At 59.7% G+C, this 25517-nt stretch carries 26 protein-coding genes; 14 read left to right on the top strand and 12 right to left on the bottom strand.

Going from position 1 to position 25517, the window contains the following annotated elements; genetic code table 11:
- Positions 1-42: 42 nt before the first annotated feature.
- Genes VLY20_06995 through VLY20_06985 form a run of 3 tightly spaced genes read left to right on the top strand, consistent with a single transcriptional unit; the run spans position 43 to position 3445 of the window.
- The gene (locus VLY20_06995) at positions 43-1203 is read left to right on the top strand and encodes a beta-propeller fold lactonase family protein (GenBank protein HUK56387.1); all 1161 of its coding nucleotides are present in this window, start codon (positions 43-45) and stop codon (positions 1201-1203) included.
- A 23-nt stretch (positions 1204-1226) separates the two neighbouring features.
- On the top strand, positions 1227-2294 hold the full coding sequence (locus VLY20_06990) for a YncE family protein (GenBank protein HUK56386.1): 1068 nt from the start codon (positions 1227-1229) through the stop codon (positions 2292-2294).
- Positions 2294-3445: a hypothetical protein gene (locus VLY20_06985; protein HUK56385.1), complete on the top strand. Its 1152-nt coding sequence runs from the start codon at positions 2294-2296 to the stop codon at positions 3443-3445. The genes VLY20_06990 and VLY20_06985 overlap by 1 nt, the downstream gene beginning before the upstream one ends.
- Before the next feature lie 182 nt (positions 3446-3627).
- On the opposite strand, the gene polA is transcribed toward VLY20_06985, so the two are convergent.
- Positions 3628-6414: a DNA polymerase I gene (polA, locus tag VLY20_06980; protein HUK56384.1), complete on the bottom strand. Its 2787-nt coding sequence runs from the start codon at positions 6412-6414 to the stop codon at positions 3628-3630.
- A gap of 31 nt (positions 6415-6445) precedes the next feature.
- Entirely contained in the window at positions 6446-6730 is a 285-nt protein-coding gene (locus tag VLY20_06975; protein HUK56383.1) for a PGPGW domain-containing protein, read from the bottom strand.
- Between the two features lie 95 nt (positions 6731-6825).
- On the opposite strand from VLY20_06975, the gene nth reads away from it, so the two are divergent.
- On the top strand, positions 6826-7482 hold the full coding sequence (gene nth, locus VLY20_06970; GenBank protein ID HUK56382.1) for an endonuclease III: 657 nt from the start codon (positions 6826-6828) through the stop codon (positions 7480-7482).
- Between the two features lie 194 nt (positions 7483-7676).
- On the opposite strand, the gene VLY20_06965 is transcribed toward nth, so the two are convergent.
- From VLY20_06965 to VLY20_06945, 5 genes are all read right to left on the bottom strand, one after another.
- Entirely contained in the window at positions 7677-8477 is an 801-nt protein-coding gene (locus VLY20_06965) for a lytic transglycosylase domain-containing protein (GenBank protein ID HUK56381.1), read from the bottom strand.
- A 227-nt stretch (positions 8478-8704) separates the two neighbouring features.
- On the bottom strand, positions 8705-9178 hold the full coding sequence (locus tag VLY20_06960; protein ID HUK56380.1) for a DUF2127 domain-containing protein: 474 nt from the start codon (positions 9176-9178) through the stop codon (positions 8705-8707).
- A 117-nt stretch (positions 9179-9295) separates the two neighbouring features.
- On the bottom strand, positions 9296-9664 hold the full coding sequence (locus tag VLY20_06955; GenBank protein HUK56379.1) for a TIGR02266 family protein: 369 nt from the start codon (positions 9662-9664) through the stop codon (positions 9296-9298).
- Positions 9661-10221, bottom strand: coding sequence for a methylated-DNA--[protein]-cysteine S-methyltransferase (locus tag VLY20_06950; protein ID HUK56378.1), 561 nt, complete (start codon positions 10219-10221; stop codon positions 9661-9663). Before VLY20_06950 ends, VLY20_06955 begins: the two co-directional genes overlap by 4 nt.
- Positions 10222-10259: 38 nt before the next feature.
- Positions 10260-11177, bottom strand: coding sequence for a branched-chain amino acid transaminase (locus VLY20_06945; protein ID HUK56377.1), 918 nt, complete (start codon positions 11175-11177; stop codon positions 10260-10262).
- Between the two features lie 174 nt (positions 11178-11351).
- On the opposite strand from VLY20_06945, the gene rplU reads away from it, so the two are divergent.
- The 9 genes from rplU (at position 11352) to bioB (ending at position 19140) form a co-directional block, all read left to right on the top strand.
- A complete protein-coding gene (rplU, locus tag VLY20_06940) occupies positions 11352-11666 on the top strand; it encodes a 50S ribosomal protein L21 (GenBank protein HUK56376.1) in 315 nt (104 codons plus the stop codon).
- A 21-nt stretch (positions 11667-11687) separates the two neighbouring features.
- Positions 11688-11957: a 50S ribosomal protein L27 gene (rpmA, locus tag VLY20_06935; protein HUK56375.1), complete on the top strand. Its 270-nt coding sequence runs from the start codon at positions 11688-11690 to the stop codon at positions 11955-11957.
- Between the two features lie 124 nt (positions 11958-12081).
- Positions 12082-13122, top strand: a complete 1041-nt coding sequence (obgE, locus tag VLY20_06930; protein HUK56374.1) for a GTPase ObgE — start codon at positions 12082-12084, stop codon at positions 13120-13122.
- Positions 13122-14252, top strand: coding sequence for a glutamate 5-kinase (gene proB, locus VLY20_06925; protein ID HUK56373.1), 1131 nt, complete (start codon positions 13122-13124; stop codon positions 14250-14252). The genes obgE and proB overlap by 1 nt, the downstream gene beginning before the upstream one ends.
- 70 nt (positions 14253-14322) lie before the next feature.
- The gene (locus VLY20_06920; GenBank protein ID HUK56372.1) at positions 14323-15579 is read left to right on the top strand and encodes a glutamate-5-semialdehyde dehydrogenase; all 1257 of its coding nucleotides are present in this window, start codon (positions 14323-14325) and stop codon (positions 15577-15579) included.
- Positions 15576-16268 carry a nicotinate-nucleotide adenylyltransferase gene (gene nadD, locus VLY20_06915; protein ID HUK56371.1) on the top strand — a complete coding sequence of 231 codons (693 nt, stop codon included), beginning with the start codon at positions 15576-15578 and terminating at the stop codon, positions 16266-16268. Before VLY20_06920 ends, nadD begins: the two co-directional genes overlap by 4 nt.
- A complete protein-coding gene (gene rsfS / locus VLY20_06910) occupies positions 16262-16726 on the top strand; it encodes a ribosome silencing factor (protein ID HUK56370.1) in 465 nt (154 codons plus the stop codon). The genes nadD and rsfS overlap by 7 nt, the downstream gene beginning before the upstream one ends.
- A 3-nt stretch (positions 16727-16729) precedes the next feature.
- Positions 16730-18079, top strand: a complete 1350-nt coding sequence (locus tag VLY20_06905; protein ID HUK56369.1) for a tetratricopeptide repeat protein — start codon at positions 16730-16732, stop codon at positions 18077-18079.
- A gap of 74 nt (positions 18080-18153) precedes the next feature.
- A complete protein-coding gene (gene bioB, locus VLY20_06900) occupies positions 18154-19140 on the top strand; it encodes a biotin synthase BioB (protein ID HUK56368.1) in 987 nt (328 codons plus the stop codon).
- 39 nt (positions 19141-19179) lie between these two features.
- Here bioB and VLY20_06895 read toward each other — a convergent pair whose 3' ends face one another.
- Together VLY20_06895 and VLY20_06890 are read right to left on the bottom strand one after the other, a co-directional pair.
- The gene (locus VLY20_06895) at positions 19180-20910 is read right to left on the bottom strand and encodes an ABC transporter permease subunit (protein ID HUK56367.1); all 1731 of its coding nucleotides are present in this window, start codon (positions 20908-20910) and stop codon (positions 19180-19182) included.
- A gap of 53 nt (positions 20911-20963) precedes the next feature.
- On the bottom strand, positions 20964-22277 hold the full coding sequence (locus VLY20_06890) for a nitrate/sulfonate/bicarbonate ABC transporter ATP-binding protein (protein HUK56366.1): 1314 nt from the start codon (positions 22275-22277) through the stop codon (positions 20964-20966).
- Positions 22278-22494: 217 nt separating this feature from the next.
- Here VLY20_06890 and VLY20_06885 point away from each other — a divergent pair, with 217 nt between their 5' ends.
- Positions 22495-22941, top strand: coding sequence for a VOC family protein (locus VLY20_06885; protein HUK56365.1), 447 nt, complete (start codon positions 22495-22497; stop codon positions 22939-22941).
- A 74-nt stretch (positions 22942-23015) separates the two neighbouring features.
- Here VLY20_06885 and VLY20_06880 read toward each other — a convergent pair whose 3' ends face one another.
- The 3 genes from VLY20_06880 to VLY20_06870 are packed head-to-tail and all read right to left on the bottom strand — an operon-like array spanning position 23016 to position 25517.
- The gene (locus VLY20_06880) at positions 23016-23588 is read right to left on the bottom strand and encodes a DNA-3-methyladenine glycosylase I (protein HUK56364.1); all 573 of its coding nucleotides are present in this window, start codon (positions 23586-23588) and stop codon (positions 23016-23018) included.
- A 44-nt stretch (positions 23589-23632) separates the two neighbouring features.
- A complete protein-coding gene (locus VLY20_06875; GenBank protein HUK56363.1) occupies positions 23633-24610 on the bottom strand; it encodes a quinone oxidoreductase in 978 nt (325 codons plus the stop codon).
- Positions 24611-24623: 13 nt separating this feature from the next.
- A complete protein-coding gene (locus tag VLY20_06870; GenBank protein ID HUK56362.1) occupies positions 24624-25517 on the bottom strand; it encodes an NAD(P)H-binding protein in 894 nt (297 codons plus the stop codon).

The following is a 25517-nucleotide window of genomic DNA, read 5'->3' as shown; positions in this document are numbered from 1 at the left end:
TGTAAAGATGCTGGTGGCGGGATGCTTGTGGAGAGAAAACATATGTTACAGCCGTTAAGGGTTTTTCGTCACCGGCATCTGGCATCATACCTCCTCTCCCTTTTCGTCTTAACGGGCTGCGGAGGATTTTCCGGTGCTCAGAATCGGGCGGCGGCCTCGCCCTATCCAGATGCGGCTCCGCAAGCGTCGGACCAGGAGAACAACCCTCAGGACCGCGTCCATCCCGGCGATGAAAAGGATTTAAATTCCGAATACAATTACGATACGGAAGACGCGGTCTGGGTCTACCGCGTGATGCGGCAGAGTCCCTTGCGGGTCGCCCTTTCGCCCGACGACCGCGCGCTCTATCTCCTTCGGACCGCGAAGGCGGATGAAAATGGAACGCTGGTCGTCCTGGACCGGGCGAATTACCGGATCGCCGGACGGGTCGAGGTCGGGAAGGTGCCTATCGCGCTGGCCCTGACGGCCGACGGAAAGGAGCTGTACGTCGCGAATCACCTCTCGGATACGGTCTCGGTGGTCGACACCGCGACGCGGCGGGTCGTCCGGACGATTCCGGTCGGCCATCGCCCGATCCGGATCGCGATCGCGCCGTCGGGAACCTACGCGTACGTCGCGAATCACGGGTCGGATACGATCTCGGTCTTGAATCTTTCCACAAAGCAGGCCGACGGCGAGATCCCGGTCGGCCATTGGCCCTGCGGTCTCGTCTTCGATCCCGGGGGAAAATATGCCTACGTCGTTCATCACGGCGGACAGGATATGGCCGTGATCGACACGGCCACCTCCCTCGTCGTCAAGCGCGTCAAGGTCGGCAAGATGCCGATGGGCTTGGGCATCACCCCGGACGGCCGGACGATCCTCGTGGCGAACGAGGGTTCCGATACGGTCTCGGTCGTGGACACGGCGAGTCTCGATGTGGTGAAAACACTTTCGGCCGGGGCGGGACCGGTCGAGGTAAGCTTCAGCCCGGACGGAAAGGTCGCCTACGTCATCCATGCCCGATCAAACGATCTGTCGGTGATCGACGCGAACGAGGGGCGGGTGATGGCGACGCTTCCGGTGGGCCAATTCCCGGGCTCGATGGCGCTGACGGCCGACGGCCGCTTTCTCTACATCACGCATGAAGGCCGGACCGACGTCAGCCTGATGGACACCGAACGGAAGAGCGTCGTCGCCCAATACGCGAAGGTTCCGCTGTAGGCTTCTTAAAAGGAGGAAGAATCATGAAAAGACGTGAGGGGATCGCTTGGAGTCTCGCCATCTTCATCGCGGCGGGAGGGCTCGCGGGTTGCGGCGCGACTTCCGGTCCCGCGAAGAAGCCCTACGCGTCCGAGAATTGGCTGCTCAAGGGACAGGACGCCGACCCGGATGAGGGAATGTGGAGCGCGATCCGTCAGGAACCGCTGCGCGTGGTCGCGGGCCCGTCGGACCGACAGCTCTTTCTGCTTCGGGCCAAGGCGGGGGAGGGGATGCTGCTGTTCGTGGACCGGCAGTCCCAGCGCGCGGTGAGCCGCGTTCCGGTCGGGAGCGCGCCGATTTTCATGGCGATATCATCCGACGGGAAAGAAGCCTACGTGGCCAACCATCTTTCCGATTCGGTTTCGGTCGTCGACCTTGCCGGGCAACAAGTGACGGCGACGATCCCGGTCGGGCGCAATCCGATCCGCGCGGCCCTGACCCCTTCCGGAGGGTTTCTGTACGTCAGCAACCACGGATCGAACGACGTCTCGGTCATCGATACGGCCTCCAAGCGCGTGGTCCGGACGATCCCGGTGGGAAGCCGGCCCTGCGGGATCGCCTTCTCGCCGGACGGCCGTCAGGCCTACGTCGTGGATCACGGCTACAAAGACATGGCCGTGATCGATACCGCGTCGTGGCGGATCGTCCGGCGCGTCGAGGTCGGCCTGGCGCCCATGGCCGTCGCCGTGGCGCCGGACGGCCGTCAGGCCTACGTCGCCGACGAAGGAGCCGACAGCGTGGCGGTCGTGGACCTGTCGAGCCTTCAAGTGATCCGGACGATCCCGGTCGGGGAAGGGCCGATGGAAGTGGCTTTCACCCCGGACGGGAAAACCGCCTATGTTTTGAATCAACATTCCAACACCCTTTCACTGATCGACGCGGCGACCGGGACGGTTCAGAAGACCATGGACGCGGGGGCATCGCCGCGGTCCATTGCCCTCTCGGCCGACGGGAAAAACGTCTTCGTCACGAATTACGGCGAGGAGAATCTCTCGGTGATCGATACCGCGGGGCAGCGGATGGTGCAACACTACCGAATCCCGATGATGTAATGACCTCCGAAGATTCTCTCAACCGGGTCGTCAATGTTCATCCCCTTGGCGGCCTGATCCTGGTCCTAATCCTCGTCCCGGTCCTGTCCGGCTGCTGGGGTTCCCCTTCCAAGAATATTTCGAGCACCTACGACCTCAAGGCGATCGCGATCGATCCCGTTACGCCGACCACGCTCTACGTGGGCACCGACGGCGGCGGCGTCTTCAAGAGCACCGACGGCGGAAGTTCGTGGGCCCCGATCAACAACGGATTGATCGACCTGAAGGTCACGGCGCTGGCGATTGATTGGGTCACGCCGTCCCGGATCTATGCCGGAACGGAAAACGGAGGGATCTTTGCCAGCCTGGATTACGGTGAGACCTGGTCAAGTCCCATCGGTCAAAGCGCGATCACCAGCATACGGGCGATCGTCATCGACCGCAACTTTTGTCCCCCCACCCCCCCTTGCCGCGGCGTTTATCTGGCGAGCCAGTCGAGCGGTGTCTGGAGAAGCGCCGACGGCGGCTTCACCTTTTCGCCGTTCACCGACAACTTGAGCAATTCCGCCGTCACGGCCATGGCCATTTACCCCACCCTCGTCCCCGACCAGGCGACGAGCCGGCTCTATATCGGGACCGAGGGCGGCGGGTTTTTCTCGAGAGGAGTCAACCCGAGCATCGATGCCCAGTGGACCGAGGCCATCCCCGGCCTGAAGGCCTTGACGCAGGAGGAGGTGGTCTCCATGGCCGTGAACCCGCAGCTGGCTTCCGAGCTGTACGTCGGGACGAGCGGGGGAGAAGCCGGTTCGGGTGGCAGCGGGATATACAAGAGCACGGACTCGGGGATTACTTTTAACCTTTCCTACGATCCCAAATTCAAATTCACAATCTATTTTGTGGCGCCGCTGATCGGTCCCACCACGGCGGATCTGACGCTCTACGCGGGTTCCGATGGGATTGTTCGGAGCGTGGATCGAGGGGGCTTTTGGTGCATTCTTTGGGACTGCTCGACGCCTTCCGAGATCCTCCAGCCCGGCCTGACGGCCTTCGCGGCGGCCGACTTCATGAAGACCGACATCGACCACACCACTTTTTATGCCGCCCTCTTCAACCGGAAAATCATCAAGACGACCGACGGCGGACAGACCTGGACGACGCTGGGGCTGCAATAGCGTCTTCATCATAGGGGCTCGCGTTGCCGCCATTATCTGTGGGGGCCCGTCCGGCGACCCTTATAACTGGTCCTCCGATGCCCCCACTCCCCGCGCTCGGACAGGCAAAGCCTGATCTTCGCTTATTCTCCACCGGCCAAGCCGGACGGAGCCTCCCCTTCTCGCTCGCTTTGCTCGCTGAACTACGGGTGCGCCTCGTTCCAGTTCGCGCCGACGCCGATGTCGACCTTCAAGGGAACGGAAAGCGGCCCGCCTGCCGGCAGGCACGGCATCACGCCCTCCATCTCATTCCGCACCAGCCCGGTGATCGGATCGATCTCCTCTTCCGGAACTTCGAAGATCAGCTCGTCGTGAATCTGCAGTAACATCCGGGACCGACGGCCTTCCGCCTTCAGCCGCCGCGCGATGCGGATCATCGCCAGTTTGATCAGGTCGGCGGCGCTTCCTTGGATCGGCGTGTTGATCGCGGTGCGCTCGCCCAGACCACGGACGGACGGCGTTTCGTTGGCCAGCTCCGGAATCGGCCTGCGCCTCGAAAAGATCGTGGTGACGTAGCCCCGTTCCTTCGCCTCGGCGATCGTCTTGTCGATGAAGCGTCGGACGCCGCTGTAATGGGCGAAATACCGGTCGATGTACCGTTTGGCCTCCGACTGGGAAACGCCCAGCGTGCCGGACAGGCCGTAGGGGCTGATCCCGTAGATGATCCCGAAGTTCACCGTCTTCGCGGTGCGGCGCATCTCGGCCGTGATCTGCTCCGGGGCGAGGCCGAAGATTTGCGTGGCCGTCGTGGCGTGGATGTCTTCCCCGTGTTGAAAGGAGGACAGGAGGTGCGGGTCCTGTGAAAGATGGGCCAGGATCCGGAGCTCGACCTGGTTGTAGTCGGCCGAAAGCAAGCGGCATCCGGTCTCCGCAATAAAGGCCTGACGGATGCGCGCTCCCCACTCGCCCTTGACCGGGATGTTCTGGAGGTTGGGATCGCTGCTGGAGAGACGGCCGGTGGCCGCGACGGTCTGGTTCAGCGAGGTGTGAAGGCGGCGGGTCCCGGGATGGACCAGACGGGGCAGCGCGTCGACGTAAGTCGATTTGAGTTTCGTCAATTGCCGGTAGTTGAGGATCTCGGCCGGGAGCTCGTGCTGAAGGGCCAGTTGCTGCAGCACCTCTTCATTGGTGGAATAGCCCGTCTTCGTTTTCTTGATGGGTTTTAAACCGAGCCGGTCGAACAGGATCTCGGCCAACTGCTTCGGAGAATTGAGATTAAACTCCGTTCCGGCCAGGGTCTGGATTCTTTGAACCATGCCCGACAGCTGCGTCTCCAGTTCCTTGGAAAGAGACGCAAGCCGACCGACATCCAGCTTGATGCCGATCTCTTCCATCTCGGCCAGCACCGGGACCAGCGGCATCTCGATCTCGTCGAACAATCGGTCCAGTCCCTGTTCGTGAAGAAGCGGCCGGAGGGACGAATCGAGTCGCAGAACGGCCGACGCGCGTTCGCCCGCGGCCGAAGCCATCTGTTCGACGGGAATTTCCGGCGCAAGCGGAGCGGCCAGTTCGGGCAAGCGGAGGCCGAGCCGATCGATCGCTGCGGTTTCCAGGCTATGATCCCGCCGGTTGGGGTTTAAAAGATAGGAGGCGATCATGGTGTCATCCATCGGCTCTTCGATCGAGAGGCCGCTTTGATGGCTTGTCAACAGGGCCGCTTTGAGGTCATGGCCGACCTTCCGGATCGACGCATCCGACAGCAAGGGCCGCAACTGTTCTATGATGATTCGGCTCTCCGGCGCGGCCGGCGCGCCCAGGTAGTGATGGCCCAACGGGATATAGAAGACCCGATCCGTCACCGCGAGGGCGATTCCCAGAATCGCGGACCGGTCCCGGCCCGGCGCATGATGGTCGGCGGAAGACCCGCCTGCCGGACGGGCAGGACCGCTTGGGAGGGTCCAAAAACCCAGTCCGATGGTTTTGGCGGCGGCCAGGACGCCCGCCATCCCGCGCAGCGATTCATCGGAATCCGTGATTTCGACCCGGACCGAGTCGGGAGCGGCGGGCCCGTCTGTCGGACCTGCCTGACCGGCAGGCAGGCGGGCGGGCGATTCGACCCGTTTGAGCAGGCTGCCGAATTCCAGTTCGAGGAAGAGGCGGGTCATCGCCTCCGCATCCGGTTCGGCCCGCTGGAAGCGGTCGAGGTTCAGTTCGACCGGACAGTCCCGCTTGATCTCGGCCAGCTGGCGGCTCAGCCGGGCCTGCTCCGAAAACGCGCGAAGGTTCTCTCGGAGCTTGGGTTTATCGATCTCGTCGAGATGGGCCAAAAGATTCTCGATCGAGCCGAAGCGGCGGATGAGATCCACGGCCGTTTTCTCACCAATCCCCGGAACTCCCGGTATATTGTCGATCGAGTCGCCCATGAGGCCCATAATATCGATGACCCGCTCCGGCTCGACGCCGAATCGCTCCCGGACATCCTCGGCCCGATACACCCTGTCCTTCATCGTGTCGTACACGCAGGTTCGCGGCGAGATCAGCTGGAACATGTCCTTGTCGCCGCTGACGATCGTCACGTCCAGGCCGGCCGCCTCCGCCTGACGGGCCAGGGTTCCGATCAGATCGTCCGCCTCCAACCCTTCCTGGAGGAGGACGGGGATACGAAAGGCCTCCACCACACGCTGGATATACGGGATCTGCCGGCGGAGGGAGTCGGGCATCTCCGGTCGTTGGGCTTTATACTCCCGGTATTCCGCATGCCGAAGAGTCGGGCCTTTGGCGTCAAAGGCCACCGCGAGATAATCGGGCCGTTGGTCGCGGACCGTCTTCAAGAGCATCGTGGTGAAGCCGAAGACGGCGTTGGTCGGGATCCCTTTCGAGGTGGAGAGGTTGCGGATCGCAAAGTACGCCCGGTAGATGTACGAATGGCCGTCGATCAGAAGAAGACGGGGTCGGGTTGAAATTTGAGGATCGGGATTCGGGACAGGCATGGAACACTCCGGAGGAGACGGGCGGGAGAGGCTATTTCTTTACGAAGCCGCGGATCCGTTTTTTAAGCCGTTCGTTGAATTCGTGCATTTTCCGGTATTGGACCGGGTACCGTTTCTCGATTCGATGAAGGAGGTCTTTCGCCCGCTGGCTCTCTTTCGAAAGGATCAGAAGGCCGATCAGTAGAAATAAAACTCCCTGCAGAACCGGCAGGAAGAGCCCGACGATCCCGAGCAGGATGAACGTCCAGCCGACCATATGAATCAGGGTCTTTCTGGCCAAGGCCACCATCGGTTCCCGCTCCGCTCTAGTCGTCATAGGCATCGTATCATTTTATAAAGACGAATTCAACTACCGGGGCAGGTTTTCATTTTGGTTTCCCGATCGTGATCGTGTACAATACCGGTCTAACGATGGACGATCAAGCGATTCACTCCGTTGTCAGAATTCTCAAACGGGAAATCCGGAAGTGGAAGGTTCCCATTGTCGGGGTGGTGGCCGACCGGTCGAACGATCCCTACCAGGTCCTCATTTCCTGCCTGTTGAGCCTTCGGACCAAGGACAGCACGACGGCGGAAGCGACCGAGCGATTGTTTCGACTGGCGAAGACGCCGGCCGAAATGATCCGGCTGTCGGCCGGAACGATCCGGAAGGCCATCTACCCCGTCGGCTTTTACCGGACCAAGGCCCGGACCCTCCTCTCGGTCAGCCGGGACCTCATCCGGCGGTATCACGCCCGGGTTCCGGACGATCTGGAAGAACTGCTTACGCTCAAAGGAGTCGGGCGCAAGACGGCGAACCTGGTGATCACCTTGGGTTTTCGGAAATATGGAATCTGCGTGGACACGCACGTCCACCGCATCAGCAACCGGCTGGGATACGTCAAGACGAAGACTCCGGAGGAAACCGAGATGGCCCTTCGCAAAAAACTGCCCAAGCGCTATTGGATTATCTTTAACGATCTTTTGGTGACCTACGGTCAAAATCTCTGCAAGCCGATTTCGCCGCACTGCAGCCGGTGTCCGATTTCAACCCATTGCGATCGCGTGGGAGTCGGACGAAGCCGATAGCGGTCACCCGTTTACGGTATCTATCCGGCGAGCACGGCGAGCGAGAGGGGGGCGGCTCCGTCCGGCTCCGCCAGGGGGTAAGCGAGGGACAGACAGGCTTCGCCTGTCCGAGCACGGGGCATGGGGGCATTGGAAGAGCGGAGCCCGCAGGGGTCCCCACAGATAATGGCGGCAACGCGAGCCCCTGGAATGGATCAGGATTGGCGGTCGTCGGTCGTCGGGGAATCATCGCTCGGGTTTTCCTGGAGGAGTTGTTCGTAGCGGCGAAGAACCTTCCGGGTGTATCCGGGCGGAATGTTTTCACCTCGGTCCATGTATCCCGCGATTCGAGTCGGCCCGTAGTTATAGGCCGTCAGGGCCAGCTTCAGATCCCCGAATCGCTGGTGCAGCAAGGCCAGGTACTGGATGCCCAATTTGATGTTGAGATTGGGGTCGTAGAGGGCCTTTGCGCCGTGAAACGAGATTTGATTGATCTCGGCCATTTCCTGTCCCGTCCCGGGTTTGATCTGCATTAACCCGATCGCACCCTTACGGGAATACGCCCGTTGAGAGAAGGAGCTTTCGGTCATGATCACTGAAACAATTAATTCGGGCGCGTAACCGTATCGAAGGCTCTCCTGGTAGATCAATTCGGCAAGGCGCTCTTCGTCTTGGACGGAAAGCCCGGAATGAAAACCGTGCAGAATCTGGTGAATTTTGGAAATCTGCTTGAAGGCCGATGGCTCGGAAAGCAAAATCCTTTTCGCTTGCCGGATCTGGTCCGTCATACCGATCCGGGCGTCTTTGATCCACCAGTCGGAAATGACCTGGCCTTCCGGCTCGGCCGCGTTCGGAAGAGACAAGAGGGAGATCTGAAGCGGCTGGGCCGGACGGGCCTGCTGGAAGAATCCAACGATGAATCCGATCAGGATCGTCAATTGGATTAGAACACCCAAAACCAGGCCGAACCGAATCGGTCCAGCGGTTGGTTTAATTTTATTGTCCGTGTCCGCCATCGTCTCACTGGCTCCTTATGTGACGGGGTATTTTACCCCCGTGCTTCCAAGCAAGGTCACAAGATAAACCTCGGCCGTAAAAATGAAATGAGACCGCGAAGAAGCAAAGATAAAACCAGATGACGCTACGAAGGAGGCAGTGATGAGGATAAAACGATATATACGCTAGATACGAATCAAAGGATAGCACAATCCCTGATCCGTTGTAAAGAGAAAAATGAAAAAACTTACTTGGCCTGGGCTAACCTCTTATTTGGAAACAGTTCTTTGTGCTTGATGAGATAATAAACTACGGCAACATTGAGTATAAGCACGGCCACGCGTATTACGGAGAGTCGGGAAACCACTTCGTAAATCTCCAGCGGAATGAATAAGCCGGTTGCGACCGCCGTTAAATATTCCGCCCACCGTTTCCGTTTGTGAAGCCCGTAAGCTTCTACCCAGCTCAAGATTCCGTACAAAAACATCCCGGCCGAGACCTCCACGAGCAGGGCATTCTTCAACGTTCCGGCCATGCTGAGCAGGAGGCTGATATAATGTTTGTCCACGTCCAGATTAAGGATCTGAGCCAGTCGTTTCGTAAGAAGTTCGAGGTCTTTGTTGATCAGGCTGAGGAGGCCGGCCGAAAGCAACAGAAGAAGGAGGCCCTTGATGGTCAACTCCCAGATGATTACTTTCAGGAACCACTCCTGTTTGGCCATCTTTGGTCGGATCCCATGTATGTTAACTAAAAAAACAGGGGGTTTGATGATACCAAGCGGAAGCCGGGGAAGGCAAGCGAAATGCATCGACCGATGATGCCGGTACACGGCAGACTGTTAATGGGATGTTCGGGACGGATTGGATAATTTATGGATGTAATCTTCAATCAACGTCTTATGTTGAGCCGAAAGGTCCGTGAACTTGATGCCCATTCCGGGGACGATATTGCCGGTTCCCTTTTTAATGTCATAGGTCCAGACCACTTTTCCCTTGGCTTCAATTTTAATGTCGAGATCGGGCAGGAAAAATGTGAGATTAATCCGGGATTGAAGCGGGAGCGGATCATCGGTTTGAATGAAGACCCCGCCTTTACTCAGGTTGGTGACGTAGTTCGAGACAAACATCTCTCGCGTCGAATAATCCACCTTGACCTTGACATCGAAACGAGGATCCTTCCTCCGGTCGCGGCCGGACGCTTGGGTCATGGGATTCTCCCGTCCGGATCACGATCCGGGCCGCGAACGTATTTCCTTTCGGAGCGGAGCAGCCAGCGTTTTGTCCGGAGTCCACCGGTAAAACCGGCGAGTTGCCCATCGGCGCCGATGACGCGGTGACAGGGAATCAAAACCGCGACCGGATTCTTTCCACACGCACCGCCAACCGCTCGGAAGCTCCGGGGATGACCGATGCTTTTGGCCACCGATTGGTAGCTGCGTGTCTGTCCGTAGGGAATTCGCTGAAGAGCGCGCCAGACCTTTTGTTGAAAGGAGGTCCCTTCCAAAAGGTCAAATCGTGTGTGGAAGCGGATGGGTTTGCCGGCAAGGTAAGCCCCAAGCCGAGCCACGAGGTCCCCAAAACGCTCGTCGCTGCGAATGACCGGTCGATGATATTCGCGCTGAAGTTTTCTGCGAAACGTCGGTTCGCTGATCACATTCAATGAGAGCTGGCAGAGACCCTTTGGAGTGGCGGCCATTCCAATCCGCCCGATCGGGGAAGAAAAAAGAGTGTAGTAGATGGTCCGGGAAGAAAGCTCTTGGTTCAAGGAAGCCCTCGGTAAGTAAACCACACCCTTATCAGCGATCAGACGACGGGCGTCAACCAGGATGGGTGGCCACGATCTTTGCCGGTCACGGCGTCGAAGAATGACGTTTGAAGCCGCTTGGTGATTTCACCCGGTTTTCCGGTGCCGATCACACGTCCGTCCACCTCGCGAATCGGAGTGATTTCGGCCGCGGTGCCGGTAAAAAACGCCTCTTCGGCGATATAAATCTCGTCGCGCGTGAACCGTTCCTGCGCCACCGGGATGCCCTTTTCTTGTGCAAGTTGTATGATGCTGTTGCGGGTGATGCCCTCCAGGATCGAGGTGAGCGGAGTCGTCTTCAGCGTGCCGTTCCGGACGATGAAGATATTCTCGCCCGGTCCTTCGGCGACGTAACCGTCCGTATCCAGCAGGATCGCCTCATCATAGCCGGCTTCCTTGGCTTCCTGTTTGGCCAGTTGCGAGTTCGCATAATAGGCGGTGACCTTGGCGCGCGTCATGCTGACGTTGACGTGGTGGCGCGTGAAGGACGAAATTTTGGCTCGGATGCCGTTGCGGATTCCCTCGTCCCCCAGATAGGTGCCCCAGGGCCACGCCGCAATGGCGACCTGGATCGGATTTTTCTGGACATAAAGACCCATGTCTCCGTACCCGATAAAGGCGATAGGGCGGATGTAACATTCTTGCAGCCGGTTGACCTTTACCGTGCCGAGGATGGCTTCCTCGATTTCTTTGGGAGAGAAGGGGATTTTGATCTGGACAATCTGGGCCGAGTCGAACAGCCGCTTCACATGTTCCTTCAGCCGAAAGACGGCGGAGCCTTTTTTCCCTTTGTAGCAGCGGAGGCCTTCGAAGACACCCAGACCATAGTGGAGCGTATGGGTCAAGACGTGGATCTTGGCCTCTTTCCAGTCGATGAACCGGCCGTCCATCCAGATTTTCGATGCTTCCTGAATCATGGAGAGCCCTATGTTGAAGAAACGCGAACGATGAACGGATTTCACTATAACAACCCCGCAGGGGATTTGTCAATATACGCATAGAAAAGGAATTCTCCGGTAATAATTAAAGACCCTTGACAATCTTCAATACTTTATGTTATCTAACTCATTCACCTTTGATGGAGTCGTGCGATGTATGCCATTATTGAAACGGGTGGGAAGCAGTACCGAGTGGCCCCGGGTGAAACCGTGGAGGTCGAGGCGCTGGAAGGGAAGGTGGGTGACACCGTTTCCATTTCCCGTGTCTTCATGACGCAGGCGGAAACGGGAACCCGAATCGGGACCCCGGTCGTTCCGGGCGCGGTGGTTAAAGCCGAGGTAGTGGCCCAGGGTCGCCAAGCCAAGGTGGTTGTCTTTAAAAAAATGAGACGGAAAAACTACCGACGGACGAAGGGGCATCGGCAGATCTTTACACGGCTCAAGATCACCGAGATCCAGTCGGCCTGACCGGCAGAGGAGTTTTAAACAATGGCACATAAAAAAGGACAGGGTTCCACTCAAAACGGCCGCGACAGTCAGTCCAAGCGCCTCGGCGTTAAAGCATTCGGCGGGCAAGTCGTGCCGGCCGGAACCATCCTCGTCCGGCAACGGGGAACCCGGTTCCATCCCGGATTTAATGTGGGGACCGGAAGCGATCACACGCTCTTTGCCAAAATCACCGGCGTGGTCAAGTTTGAAAGCCGGACCGGGGATCGCAAAAAAATCAGCATCTATCCGGTACCGGAACCGGCACGATAGACCGCACGGCCGATTTCCATCCGCCATGGTAGCCTGCTCGGGCCTGCACTGGATTTTTTGATTGCGGGTCGTTCTCCGGCTCGGACCCTCCCCATTTCACCGAACAGGACTCATCGTTGCCGTTGTGTTTGTCGATCAGGTCAAAATATTCGTTAAGGCCGGAGACGGCGGCGACGGTTGCGTCAGCTTTCGACGGGAGAAATACGTTCCGCGGGGGGGGCCCAACGGCGGCGACGGCGGAAACGGAGGGGATATCCTTCTTCGAGCCACCGGCCAACTTCGTACGCTTTTGGATCTGCGATACCAGCAGCACTACCTGGTTCCGCACGCCGAGCACGGTCAGGGCAAGGATTGCCACGGCCGCAACAGTCCGCCGCTGATCATCTCGGTGCCGTGCGGGACAGTCATCCGGGATGCCGAGACCCGGGAGCAACTGGCGGATCTGACGGACGAGGGCCAGGAGCATATTGTGGCCAAAGGCGGCCGGGGCGGGCGAGGCAACGCGGCCTTTGCGACTTCCACGAATCGTGCGCCCCGCCGTGCGGAAAAGGGGCGCCCCGGTGAAGAACGCTGGCTGGTGCTGGAACTCAAACTCCTGGCGGATGTGGGGCTGGTCGGTTTTCCCAACGCCGGAAAGTCCACGCTGATCTCGAGGATTTCATCGGCCCGGCCCAAGATCGCCGCGTATCCTTTCACGACCCTTGCCCCGCAGCTCGGGGTGGTGACCGATGAGGACCGCGGAAGCTTTGTGGTGGCGGATATCCCCGGTTTGATCGAAGGGGCCCACACCGGAAAGGGATTGGGCCTTCAATTCCTCCGGCATATCGAACGAAACGTCTTTCTCCTCTACTTGATCGACGTCGGGGAGTCGGCCGAGAAAGAGCCGGTGGAAAGTTTCGAGATTCTCCGTCGGGAGTTGAAGGCGTACAATCCGGAACTGGTGGAAAAGCCTTTCGCGGTTGCGGCCACCAAGCTGGACATTCAGGGAGACGGCGGCCGGCTCAAGAGCCTCGTCGTTTATTGTCGTCGGAAAAAATATCACTGCCTGCCCGTGTCGGCCGTCACCGGTCGGGGGATTCCCGATCTGGTGCGATTTCTTGGCGACCGGGTTCGGGCGTCGCGAATCCGGGTTCCGGGCGGCATGACGTCATCCGAGAAGGTCTAATGGACGCGAATTCGGGGACCCTCATCCAAGCCGTCAAACGGTTCGTTGTGAAGATCGGGAGCAGCCTGATCGCCTCCAGGGATCACGGCCTGGACCCTCATCGCTTGGAGGCGCTGGCTCACGAGATGGCCCACCTCCAGAGGCAGGGACATGAGATCGTGATCGTCTCATCCGGCGCGATTCTGTCCGGTCTGGAGAAACTGGGAATCAAGCAGCGACCCAAGAGCCTGCCGGTCAAGCAGGCCGCCGCCGCCGTCGGTCAGAGCCGGTTGATCTGGGCGTACGAGAAGGCTTTTGAGGCACAAGGGTTGAAGGTGGCCCAGGTCCTTTTAACCCAGGAAGACCTCGCCGATCGAAAACGATTCTTGAATTCACGCAACACGCTCACGACGCTGCTGGAGTACGGCGTCATCCCGGTGATCAATGAGAACGACACGGTGGCGGTGGAAGAGATCCGGTTCGGGGACAACGACAACCTGGCCGGTTTGGTGACCCACCTGATAGACGCGCAGCTGCTGGTGATTCTTTCCGATGTGGAGGGCCTGTTTACGGATGATCCGCGTCTCCATCCCGATGCGCGGCTCATCCCGGTCGTCAACCAAGTCGATTCGGAGACGGAGCGTCTCGCCAGGGATACCACGACGCGGGAGGGAACCGGCGGCATGCGCTCCAAGGTTCAGACGGCGCGGGACGTGGCGACCTACGGTGTGCCGACCGTGATCGCCAGCGGGAGGAAGTCCGGTGTGTTGACCGAGATCCTGAAAGGGAATCCGGTCGGAACGTTGTTTCTTCCGTCGCGCGGCCGGCGGAACAGCCGGAAACATTGGATTGCCTTCACGAGCCGGACCAAGGGACGATTGTCCCTCGACGCCGGCGCGGTGGAGGCTTTGACGGCGAAGGGGAAGAGTCTTCTCCCTTCCGGGATCGTCCGGGTGGAGGGCCGCTTTCAGGCCGGGGACGCCGTGACCTGTATCGATTCGAAAGGGCGGGAAGTGGCCAAGGGGTTGGTTAACTATTCGTCCGACCATGTCGAAAAGATCAAAGGGGCCAAGACGGCGGAGATCGCCAAGATCCTGGGACGGAACGATTACGATGAAGTGATTCATCGGGACAATCTTGTAATATTGTAGGGGCGAACCTGCGGGTTCGCCCGCTGTTCATTCCGGGCAGACACGGCGGTCTGCCCCTGAGGGGTAAAACATGGATATCCGTTCCTATGTAACCGAGAAGGCACGAGGGGCGAAGACGGCGGCTCGGAAGTTGGCCGCGGTATCCTCGACCGTCAAGAACACCGCGCTTCTTAAAATGGCCGACGCGCTGGTGGACCAAGCCTCGGCGCTTCTTTCAGCCAACGCGAAGGATTTGCAGGAGGCCGACCGACGGGGTCTTCCCGGAGCCATGGTCGATCGGTTGACGCTGAACACGAAGCGGATCGGCGAAATGGCGGCGGGCCTTCACGATGTGGCGACGTTGCCCGATCCGGTCGGCGAGGTGATTAAAATGGTCCGACGGCCGAACGGGATGCAGGTGGGTCGCGTCCGCGTTCCGATCGGAGTGATCGGAATCGTGTACGAATCGCGGCCCAACGTCACGGCCGACGCCGCGGGTCTCTGCCTCAAGGCCGGCAACGCCGTGGTGCTTCGCGGCGGTTCCGAGGCGGTCCATTCCAACGCGGCGATCGTTCAGATTTTATCCACGGCCGGCGCCGCCAGCGGGCTGCCGGAGGGTTGCGTGGCCTTTCTGGACAGTCCGGACCGACAGGCCGTGATGGAGATGCTGAAACTGGATGCGCTGATTGACCTGATCATCCCCCGCGGCGGGGAGGCCCTGATGAAGACCGTGACGGAACATTCCCGCATTCCGGTCATCAAGCACGACAAAGGGCTCTGCCATACCTATGTGGACGAGGGCGCGGATCTTTCGATGGCCCGGGCGATCTGCTTCAATGCCAAGGTCCAGCGGCCGGGGACCTGCAACGCCATGGAGACCCTGCTCGTGCATGAAGACGTCGCGCCGGCCTTTTTGCCCGGGATGATCCGGGCCCTTCAGGATGCCGGGGTCGAGGTCCGCGGTTGCTCCAAGACGCGCGCGATCATTTCCGGAATCAAGGAAGCGGACGAGGAGGACTGGACGACCGAATATCTGGACCTGATTCTATCGGTGAAAATCGTGAAAAGCCTGGACGAAGCGATGGAGCATATCGCCCGCTACGGCTCCCAACATTCCGAGGCGATCGTCACGCGTGATTACGTCCGGGCCCGGCGGTTCCTAAACGAAGTGGACGCCTGCGCCGTCTTCGTCAACGCATCCACGCGGCTGAACGACGGATACCAGTTCGGACTCGGAGCCGAGATCGGGATCTCGACCAGCCGGATCCATGCCCGCGGACCGATGGGCCTTGAAGAACTCACCACCACCAAGTACATCGTCCTGGGCGAAGGGCAATTGAGGGAATGACAAGGCCGTTGCGCGTCGGCATCTTCGGCGGAACATTCAATCCCATTCATCGCGGCCATCTGGCGATCGCGGAGGGCGTCCGAAAAGCGATCGGTCTGGACCGCGTCCTTCTCATCCCGGCCGGCCGGCCTCCGCACAAAACAGGGAGCAAAATTCCTCCGGCCAAACACCGCCTTGATATGGTCCGTCTTTCGGTCCGGGCGCATCCCGATCTGGAGGTGTCCGATCTGGAGGTGAGGCGCCGGGGGAAATCCTATACGATTGAAACCGTCAGGGTGCTGGAACGGAATTACCCCAAAGGGACCGAGTTCTACTTGATTCTGGGGCTGGACGCCTTCATGGAATTTCACACCTGGCGCTCGCCGGACGAGCTTAAGGCGCGATGCCATCTGGTCGTGGTGTCCCGTCCGGGGTTCCTTTTCGCCGACCTGCCCCGGTTGGATATTCCGGGCAACGCCGACCCGAAACCTCTGCGGGAATTGGATCAGGGGCGCCGTCGCCGGTACGAACTTCCCCTGACACCCGACACGCGGCTGATCCTGATGCGCGTGAAGGCCCATGACGTTTCGGCGACCCAGATTCGGGATCATCTTTGCGGCGGAAAACGGATCAAAAACCTCTTGCCACCCCTCGTCGAATCCTATATAATGAAACATCGTTTATATGAACGCACCGCCCACTCATCCTGAAAAAAGGTTCAGGATCAATCGGAGCATCGACGGTCAACTCTCGAGAAAAAAGCCTGCGGGCAGCCCAGGCGGCTTTGGAAAAGAAGGCATCCGATCTGATCGTGTTCAAGGTCGGCGGGTTGACGACGGTCGCGGAGTATTTCGTCATCTGTTCGGCCGAATCGCATCGGCAGGTCCGGGCGATTCGAGACCATATCGACGATACACTGTCCCGGCAAGGCTGCCATCTTTACAGTACGGAGGGTGAGGAAACCGGCCGCTGGATCCTGATGGATTACAGCGACATCCTCGTCCATATCTTCAAGGAGGATGTCCGGTCTTTTTACGCCCTGGAGCGACTGTGGGGTGATGCGCCCCGGTTGGATTTGAAGCGAGAGCTACCGAACGGGCTTGAACCACAGGTCAGCAAGCTGAAGGCAGCTAAAGAAGGAGGCAGGCTGCGCGCGAACAAAGGCTGATGTATGCGTTTAATTGTTTTGAGTCTGGGCTTTGTCATTCTGACCGCCTGCGTGGCGTGGCTGGCCTATTTTAACCCCGGTCATACGACCCTCCGTCTCTCTCCCGAACTTTTTCTGGATGTTCCAACCGTGGCACTGGTCCTGATGTCGATGGCCCTCGGCGGGTTGTTGGCCATCGTCGCGGCCGGCTTTGCCGAGATCAAACACCTGTTCCGCGGCTGGCGGCAGGCGAGGACCAAGCAGCGGGATGAGCGAATCCATGAGTTGCTGCAATTGGCGGTCAACGCGAAAATCTCGAAACGATTTGAAGATGCGGTCGGCCTGTTTCAAAAGATCCTCCTGTTGAATCCCAATCATGTTCCGGCCCTCCTCCGCCTGGGAAATCTGTACCGCGCTCAGGGGAACGCGACCGAGGCGATCCGACTCCACCGCAAAGCCCGGAACCTGGAAGAAAACAACATGGAAATCCTCCTGGCCCTGGCCAAGGATCTGGAGGAATCCAAACGGTTGGACGAATCGGTGCAACTGCTTCAGGAGATGCGCCGGCAAGCCGGGAGCGGTCTGACGGTTTTTATCCGCCTTCGGGATCTGTTCGTAAAGCTGTCCCGTTGGGAGGAAGCCCATGACGTCCAGGAGAAGATCCTTCAGGGGTCGCTGCGTCCGGAAGAGTTGAAGAACGAGCAATTGTGGTTTGAAGGAATCAAGTATGAGATCGGCCGCCAGCTGCTCGAAAAGGGTGAGCGGGACCGTGCCCGGCGCTATTTCCGGGGGGCGATCAAGTTGAACCGCGGTTTCATCCCGGGCTATATGGGTTTGGGAGAGATTCTGGTGGACGAAGGCAAGTTGAAGGATGCCGGCGAGCTTTGGCAAAAAGCCTATGAGATGACTTCCAGCATTCTCCTGCTTCATCGTTTGGAGGATCTTTACCTGGAGCTGGACCAACCGGCGAGGGTTCTCAACCTGTACCAGGAGGCCGTCAACCGGGAGCCGGACAATCTGATTCTCCGGTTTTATCTTGGAAAACTTTACTACCGCCTTGAGATGGTGGACGAGGCGTTCGAGGTTCTGGCCGCCTTGGATCCCGGCCACGAGAAGATGCCCGACCTTCACAAGCTTCTGGGGAATCTATATCTTCGAAAAGGAAACGTGGATGCCGCGGTGGACGAGTTTAAAAAAGCCCTCGGTCTCCGAAAGCGCGTGCTGGTTCCCTATTACTGTCCCCTCTGTGATTATCACGCGCATCAGTGGTCCGGACGTTGTCCCCGCTGCGGTCATTGGAACAGTTATGAGGCCTCGCCCATCATGCGCGAATGGTCCCCTTCCCGTATTATCCGCAAGGCGGAGCCCGTGTAGTGCGCCGGTGATCGTTCCATCACGACCCCGATCCGAATGTTCAAAGAAGGTTGAAAACGAGAGGAGGATGAACGATGTTCCAAATCCTAGCGGATAAAGCCCTGCGTGGAGAATGTCCGACGCGGGAAGAAGCCCGGACCGTGTTGAAAGCGTCCGATGACCAATTGCCGGACCTTATCCAGGCCGCTTGGCGGGTCCGGTTCGCGAATTCGGGCCGCCGGGTCAAACTCCATATGCTGATCAACGCGAAAAGCGGTCTCTGTGAGGAGGACTGCCATTACTGTTCCCAATCGCGCAGTTCGAAGGCCGATATCGATCACTATCCGCTCCTCTCGAAAGAGGAGATTTTGGACGGCGCCCGACGCGCCGTTGCGGCCAAAGCCTTAAGGTACTGCATCGTGATCTCCGGCCGCGGGCCGCGCCCCAGGGAAATGGCCGAGATCGCGTCGGCCGTCCGGACCATCAAACAAGAAACGCCGCTTGCGCTTTGCTGCTCGCTGGGACTTCTCACGCCGGACGACGCGAGGATCCTGAAAGAAGCCGGCGTGGACCGGGTCAATCACAACCTGAACACGAGCGAAGGCTTCCACAAAGAAATTTGCACGACCCATACCTACCGGGACCGGGTCGACACGCTCCGGAACGCTCGCGAAGCCGGTCTGGAACTCTGCTCCGGCGGCATCGCCGGAATGGGAGAGGCGGACGACGACCTGATCGATCTGGCCTTCGCGCTACGTGAAATCGGACCCGATTCCATCCCGATCAACTTTCTGCATCCCGTCGAGGGCACGCCGTTGGGCGCACGGACACCCCCGGCCCCGGCGCGATGCCTCAAGATCCTTTCGCTCTTCCGGTTCGTCCATCCGAAGACCGAGATTCGGATCGCGGGCGGCCGCGAGCACAGCCTGCGGTCGCTCCAGGCCCAGGCGCTTTATATCGGCGACTCGCTTTTCGTCGGCGGCTACCTTACGACTCCGGGCCAAAAACCGGAGGATGCCTGGCGGATGATCAAGGACTTGGGATTCGAAGTGGAGGAGCCGAATCCGGCCATGCAAGAATGAGCCGCGATTTTAAAACGGGCGCTTTTGAGGGATGCATTTTCAGGTCTCCAGCTTGAATCGTGTCTCGGCCAGCCGGTAGAACCTTCGCCACACCAGGCGGTTGATCATTACAACCATGATGGACATGACGATTGTTGCAGCCAGTAAAAGATCGAAATTGCCCTTATCCGTGGCTTGGCTGATGGTGGCGCCCAGGCCCGTGGTCATGAGGATCTGGCCCTTGAAATGAAAATATTCGGCAACGATGCTGGCGTTCCACGCGCCTCCGGCGGCGGTCACCAATCCGGTGATGAGATGAGGGAAAATACCCGGCAGAATCAGCCGCCGCCAGCGGTCCGCGTTTCCCAACCGAAAAACGCTCGCCGCTTCTTTGAGGTCGTTCGGAATGGCCATCGCCCCGGCAATCACATTGAAAAGGATATACCACTGAGTGCCCAGCAACATTAACACCACCGACCCGATGCCCAATCCGCCACCCGCATGAATCAGCACAAGTAACACCACCGGAAAGAGCGCCGTGGCCGGAACGGAGGCTGCAATCTGTGCCAGTGGCTGGGCCACGCGGGCCAGGCGTGGGTTGAAACCGATGGCAACGCCCGCGGGAATCGTCCAGGCCGCCCCGATGAACAGCGCCGCCATGACCCGAAGCAGGGTCGCCCCCGTCCCGCGCACGATCTCCGCGATCTCGGGGCGGGTGAGCCCGGTCAGCATCAGACCCCCACGCGTAATCCCATAGCCCACCGCGGCCAGCAACACGAAAACGAGAATCCGATCTCTCCAAATCCGCCATGCCGACAGGGGAAGGGACGTGGCCGGTCGGTCGGCGTGTCGCGCAAAATACAGCCCCAACCGTTCGCTTCCCGGATCGAATGCCCTGCGCTTGAGGTAGGTCAGCACGGATGACCGGCGCAGGAACCTCAGCACGGCCGGTCGCGGAACCCTTCCGCTCTCGACCTGTTCCAATTTGAACTTCTCTGCCCAAGCGATCACCGGACGCCAGAGGAGTTGATCCAGCAAGACGATGATGCTGATCATCGCGCCGAGCCCCCACGCGATGGCGCGGGTATCCCCCGCGCTCGCCGCCGTTTGCAAATAGGAACCCAAGCCGGGCAGTCGGAAGTCGCGCTCCCCCAGCACAAACATCTCACAGGCCATCAGGAAGAACCACCCTCCCGCCACCGACATCATGGAATTCCAGATGAGCCCGATGGCCGCGTAGGGCAATTCAAGTTGCGTGAAGCACTGCCACCCATTGAAACGATAGACGCGGGCGGCTTCGCGAAGCTCTTGCGGGATGCCTTTGAGTGAGGCATAGAAACTGAAGGTCATGTTCCAGACCTGGCCGGTGAAAATGAGCAGAATCGAGCCCAGCTCGAGACCGAACTGGTGACTGGGAAAGAGGGCCACCATGGCCAGGACCACGCCGGGCAGGAAGCTCAGCACGGGGATGGACTGCAGAATGTCCAGCAGCGGGATCATAAAACGTTCGGCCTTCGCGTTGTATGCGGCGATATAGCCGTACACGATTGAGAAGAGGAGACTGAGACCATACGCGAGAAGCATGCGCAACAGCGAATAGCCGGCGTACGCGGGGAGGGTCCAAGGATTTCGAGAAATCGCGACCGTGGGCCGGAACGGTCCGAACCATGTCTGGGCGATCATGAGAAGACCGTAGAAGCCCGCCATCACCCCGCCGAAAATCAGGACATCGATGAGGAATGGTCCCGTGCGTTCGTGGAAGATGGCTCTGTCCAAGATCGGCTTGGTCATCGGCTGCCGTTACGTTGGGGTCGAGTGCGAAATCGTTCCCGTTCCATCCGGTGCTATGCTTCGGTCAAAAAAAGCCTTTTACGATTCGCGTCGTAGTCGAAGATCTCGGCATAACGTCCCCAGTGAATCGCGGTTTCAAGCTGTAGTTGCGTTTCTTCTTCGCTGAAGTGTTCATCGAGGATGTCCCGAAAAAAGTCATCCGGCAGCGTGTGGTCGGATCGGGCCTTGAGGGCCCGTTCGACCTGACGAAGGAGGAGGGCGTGTTGGAGCGCGGCCTTCCGGAAAAGGACTTTGCGCGTGAGGATGTCGGCCTCGGCGAAGGTGCGGCCTTCGGGTGTGACCTGCACGTCGCCCTCCTGCAAGCGGGCAAAATGCAGCAGCGCGGCCGCTTCGATAATCGGCAGCAGTTGATCCACCTCCATGACCAGTTCTTCGGCCAGGTGGTAGAGATCATCCCGTCCTCCGCGATCGAGCAGGAGCTCGAGCAATCCCGCGATGCCGCCCGGCCGGGCGTGCGGCAGCATCGGGTACTTGCCGGGGGACGGCTCGCCCTCCGTAACCGGCTTGGCTCCGGGAAGGGGCAACGTGTGTTCCAGTTTCGGCTGGGTCAATACTTTATAGACATAGTCCACCAGCTCGACGAACCGCTCGGCCTGGCGATTGCGCGGGCGCGCCAGGCTTACCTCAAAATCTTCTCGGACCCGCGCGGGATTTCGGTCGAGCACGATAATGCGGTCGGCCAGCAACATCGCCTCCTCAATGTTGTGCGTGACGAAGAAGATTGCGCGCGTCGGCATTTTCTTGCTGAGCCACAGCTCCAACAGTTCCCCGCGGAGGTTTTCGGCCGTCAGGACGTCCAGCGCTGAAAACGGTTCGTCCATGAAGAGCAGCTCCGGTTCCACGGCCAGAGCCCGTGCAAAGCCCACGCGCTGTTTCATGCCGCCGGAGAGCTCCTTCGGGTAAGCCGCCTCGAATCCATCCAGGCCGACGGTGTCCAGAATCTTCAACGCGCGCCTGTGGCGTTCAGCGACCGGGACCCCGCGCGCCTGAAGCGGAGCCTCCACGTTATCCAGCACCGTGAGCCAAGGGAAGAGCGCGAAGCTCTGAAAGACAATGGACACATTCGGGATCTGGCCGTTGAACGGACGGCCGTGCCAGAACAACTCGCCCGCGGACGGCGGCACGAGCCCGGTCAGGATGCGAAGCAAGGTGGACTTTCCCGATCCGGAAGGACCGAGCAAGGCGACGATTTGATCCGGATAGATGACCAGATCCGTCGGTGCGATGATCTGGATCTTGTGACCGTCGGGTTGAACGAAAATCTTTTCCACCGCGCGCGCTTCGATGATGGGGTCTCTCGGTGTCATTTTTTCCCAAAGGGTTTCGGATTATGATCGACAAACGACAAAAAACAATCATACCTGACGCATGTCCTCGCTTCAACCATTTTCATCCGCGGGGCACCGGCGCAAGCCGCCGTGGAAGGGGTCCGCAGGAACATCATTTTCGGTTTTCCTTGCCCGGAAGGCCCGCGCGCGTTTATAGTAACAAAGCGAAAAGACCGAGCCACGGAGGTTGGAAACCATGAAAGCGCATTATCTCGGACATGTGGTGTTCTATGTGAAGAACCTCGAACGATCGCTGGCCTTCTACCGCGACCTGCTGGGATTCCGCGAGGTCGGCCGGGTTTTCGACGGTCAAGCGGCCGCGCTGACCTCCGGCCGGACGCACCATGAGTTTCTGTTCATCGAAGTCGGCGAGGCGCCGGGTCCCTTGACGGGCCACCGGGTCGGGCTTTACCACATCGGGATCAAGATCGGTGATTCGATGGAGGAACTGCGTGCGGCGTTGAAGGAGTTGCAGAAAGCCGGCGTGACGATCACCGGCGCGAGCGATCATACCGTGAGCCAGAGCCTGTATCTGCTCGATCCGGACGGCAACGAGGTGGAACTCTATGTCGACGCCGATCCGTCGGTCTGGAAGAAAGATCCCGCCGCGGTTCTCACCCCGATCAAACCGTTAAGACTATAGATTGCCGGTTGAATGGTCATCAGGGCTTTTCGGGGCAGGGGGCTTCGGGAGGATGCAATATCAACATTCGTGACTCAACCGTCCTTGTTTTTCAATCTCCAGCATCCCGCGCGGTGGTCGTTCACCAGTCCCACGCTCTGCATGAAGGCGTAGACGATCGTCGAGCCGACGAACCGGAAGCCGCGGGTCTTTAAATCCTCCGAGAAGGCATCCGACTCCGGCGTGCGTGCGGGGAGGTCTCCGCCGGGATGTTTTTTGCGGATCGGTTTCCCGCCGATGAAATCCCAGGCGTAGTTGGCGAAACTCCCAAATTCCATCTGGACCCGGATAAAGGCCCGGGCGTTTCCGATCGCGGCTTGAATTTTCACGCGGTTCCGGACGATCCCCGGATCCGAGAGGAGCCTTCGGATCTCCCGTTCCTTGAACCCGGCGACCCGGCGGGGATCGAAAGCCGCAAAGGCCTTGCGGAAGTTTTCCCGCTTGTTGAGGATCATGCCCCACGAGAGCCCGGCCTGAAATCCTCCCAAAATCAGGTGCTCGAAAAGGAGCCGGTCGTCCCGCGCGGGAGCGCCCCACTCGTTGTCGTGATAATCCAGCAGAAGGAGGTTGGTGCTGTTCCAGCAGCGTCTGCGCTTGGGTTGTTTCATGGTACGAAGCGAGTGTGATGAACGGCCGTCCGCGGATCCGCCCATCACGGAATCAAAACGGTCGACCCGGTTGTTTTGCGCGCTTCGAGATCGGCATGCGCCTTCGCGGCATCCTGGAGCGGGTAGGTCTGGCCGATCTCGATCTTCACGCCGTCGTGGAGCACTGCGTCGAACAGCGCCGCGGCGCTCGCCAATAATTCTTCGCGCTTCCCGGTGTAGTGCGCCAATGTCGGCCGGGTGAGAAACAGGGACCCCTTCGCCGACAGGATCGTGATGTCCAGCGGCGGGACCATTCCCGATGACTGTCCGTAGCTGACCAGCAGGCCTCGCGGCCCCAGGCAGTCCAGCGAGCGCATGAAGGTGTCCTGCCCGACGGAATCATACACCACCGGGACGCCCTCGCCGCGGGTGGCCTCGCGCACCCGCGCGACGAAGTCTTCCTCTTCCGTCACGATCACGTGGTCGCAACCATGGGCCGATGCGATCTCGGCCTTCTTTCGGGTTCCGACCGTGCCGATCACCTTTGCGCCGAGTCGTTTGGCCCATTGGCAAGCGATCGTCCCCACGCCGCCCGCGGCGGCATGGATGAGGATCGTGTCGCCGGGTTTGACGGTAAACGCCCGGCGGAGGAGATACTCGGCCGTCATCCCCTTGAGCATCATCGCCGCGGCCTGCCGGTCCGAGACGCCGTCGGACAGTTTCACGAGGCGGTGCACCGGCATCACCCGGGCCTCGCTGTAGGCCCCTATCGGGCCGCCGGCATACGCCACGCGGTCGCCCTCCGCCACTTCGACAACACCCGGCCCGACGGCCTCGACCCGCCCGGCCGCCTCCGACCCGATGCCGGCCGGCAATGAGGGAAGCGGATAGAGGCCGCGGCGGTGGTAAATATCGATGAAATTGACGCCGACCGCGGTCTGTCGCACGAGCGCTTCGCCGGGACCGGGGGCGGACACCGGAACCTCCTTCCATTGAAGGACATCCGGACCGCCGTATTGATCGATCAGAATCGCGCGCGTCATCGAACCGTCCTCCTTAATGCGCCGCGCCCTTGTAGGCGGCCGCGAACTGTTTTGCAAATTCCTCGATCGAGGTCGGCGACGTGTTGGCCGTCGAGCGGTTCTCGGTCGATCGGACGATGCCGTCGTTGAAGGCGCGGTACATCTCGATGTAATTTTTCACAACGCTAACGGACAGACCCATCCCGAGCATCGCCTTCTCGGCCTCTTCGTAAGGGAACTGGATGTACTTGAGATCCGGTTTGCCGATCGCCTTTCCAAGGGCCCGGGTGGCCTCGGCCATCGAGACGTCCCGCTGGCCCAGCAGCTCCTTCACCGATTTTCCGGTGAATTTCAGATCCAGAAGCAGCCTCGCGGCCTCGGCCGCGATATCCTGGGTCGCGATCATCGTAACGGGAAGGTCCGGTTTTAGCGGGCTGCCGTTGATCCCCATGGTTTTAATCATGTCGATGTTCCAGAAAAGGTTTTCCATGAAATAGCCGGGCCGAAGGTGAACGACATGGACCTCGTTTAATTTGTTCAGACGCTGCTCCTGATCGTAGAGTCCGTTCACCGGCCCGACCTTGTCGGACCGATGCGCGCCGATGCTGCTCAAGTTGACGACGTGCGGAACGCGCGCGTTTGCGATGGCCGCTCCCAGCGCCTCGCCGACCTGGTTTTGGTAAGCTCGCAGATCTTTGGCCGCGGGGTTCGGCGGGATGATGGCGTAGACCGCCTTCATGCCGGCGAAGGCGCGGGTCATTGCCGCGGCGTCTTCCAGAGACCCGGTAAGCGGTTCGGCGCCTTTCTCAACGAGCGGTTTCAATCGCGCAGCATCCCGCCCGATCACCCGGACCTTTTTTCCATTGGATAGGAGGGTCTCCGCGATCCGCCGCCCCGTATTCCCCGTGGCTCCTGTAATGGCATACAT

The sequence above is a fragment of the Nitrospiria bacterium genome (assembly GCA_035517655.1).
Lineage (GTDB): Bacteria > Nitrospirota > Nitrospiria > JACQBZ01 > JACQBZ01 > JACQBZ01.
Note: the sequence above shows the minus strand (reverse complement) of the source record. Positions and strands in the feature narration are given on the sequence as shown.

Coding starts and splice junctions, on each gene's coding strand:
- VLY20_06995 (HUK56387.1), top strand. CDS start 43: ATGTTACAGCCGTTAAGGGTTTTTCGTCACCGGCATCTGGCATCATAC.
- VLY20_06990 (HUK56386.1), top strand. CDS start 1,227: ATGAAAAGACGTGAGGGGATCGCTTGGAGTCTCGCCATCTTCATCGCG.
- VLY20_06985 (HUK56385.1), top strand. CDS start 2,294: ATGACCTCCGAAGATTCTCTCAACCGGGTCGTCAATGTTCATCCCCTT.
- polA (HUK56384.1), bottom strand. CDS start 6,414: ATGCCTGTCCCGAATCCCGATCCTCAAATTTCAACCCGACCCCGTCTT.
- VLY20_06975 (HUK56383.1), bottom strand. CDS start 6,730: ATGACGACTAGAGCGGAGCGGGAACCGATGGTGGCCTTGGCCAGAAAG.
- nth (HUK56382.1), top strand. CDS start 6,826: ATGGACGATCAAGCGATTCACTCCGTTGTCAGAATTCTCAAACGGGAA.
- VLY20_06965 (HUK56381.1), bottom strand. CDS start 8,477: ATGGCGGACACGGACAATAAAATTAAACCAACCGCTGGACCGATTCGG.
- VLY20_06960 (HUK56380.1), bottom strand. CDS start 9,178: ATGGCCAAACAGGAGTGGTTCCTGAAAGTAATCATCTGGGAGTTGACC.
- VLY20_06955 (HUK56379.1), bottom strand. CDS start 9,664: ATGACCCAAGCGTCCGGCCGCGACCGGAGGAAGGATCCTCGTTTCGAT.
- VLY20_06945 (HUK56377.1), bottom strand. CDS start 11,177: ATGATTCAGGAAGCATCGAAAATCTGGATGGACGGCCGGTTCATCGAC.
- rplU (HUK56376.1), top strand. CDS start 11,352: ATGTATGCCATTATTGAAACGGGTGGGAAGCAGTACCGAGTGGCCCCG.
- rpmA (HUK56375.1), top strand. CDS start 11,688: ATGGCACATAAAAAAGGACAGGGTTCCACTCAAAACGGCCGCGACAGT.
- proB (HUK56373.1), top strand. CDS start 13,122: ATGGACGCGAATTCGGGGACCCTCATCCAAGCCGTCAAACGGTTCGTT.
- VLY20_06920 (HUK56372.1), top strand. CDS start 14,323: ATGGATATCCGTTCCTATGTAACCGAGAAGGCACGAGGGGCGAAGACG.
- nadD (HUK56371.1), top strand. CDS start 15,576: ATGACAAGGCCGTTGCGCGTCGGCATCTTCGGCGGAACATTCAATCCC.
- VLY20_06905 (HUK56369.1), top strand. CDS start 16,730: ATGCGTTTAATTGTTTTGAGTCTGGGCTTTGTCATTCTGACCGCCTGC.
- bioB (HUK56368.1), top strand. CDS start 18,154: ATGTTCCAAATCCTAGCGGATAAAGCCCTGCGTGGAGAATGTCCGACG.
- VLY20_06895 (HUK56367.1), bottom strand. CDS start 20,910: ATGACCAAGCCGATCTTGGACAGAGCCATCTTCCACGAACGCACGGGA.
- VLY20_06890 (HUK56366.1), bottom strand. CDS start 22,277: ATGACACCGAGAGACCCCATCATCGAAGCGCGCGCGGTGGAAAAGATT.
- VLY20_06885 (HUK56365.1), top strand. CDS start 22,495: ATGAAAGCGCATTATCTCGGACATGTGGTGTTCTATGTGAAGAACCTC.
- VLY20_06880 (HUK56364.1), bottom strand. CDS start 23,588: ATGAAACAACCCAAGCGCAGACGCTGCTGGAACAGCACCAACCTCCTT.
- VLY20_06875 (HUK56363.1), bottom strand. CDS start 24,610: ATGACGCGCGCGATTCTGATCGATCAATACGGCGGTCCGGATGTCCTT.
- VLY20_06870 (HUK56362.1), bottom strand. CDS start 25,517: ATGTATGCCATTACAGGAGCCACGGGGAATACGGGGCGGCGGATCGCG.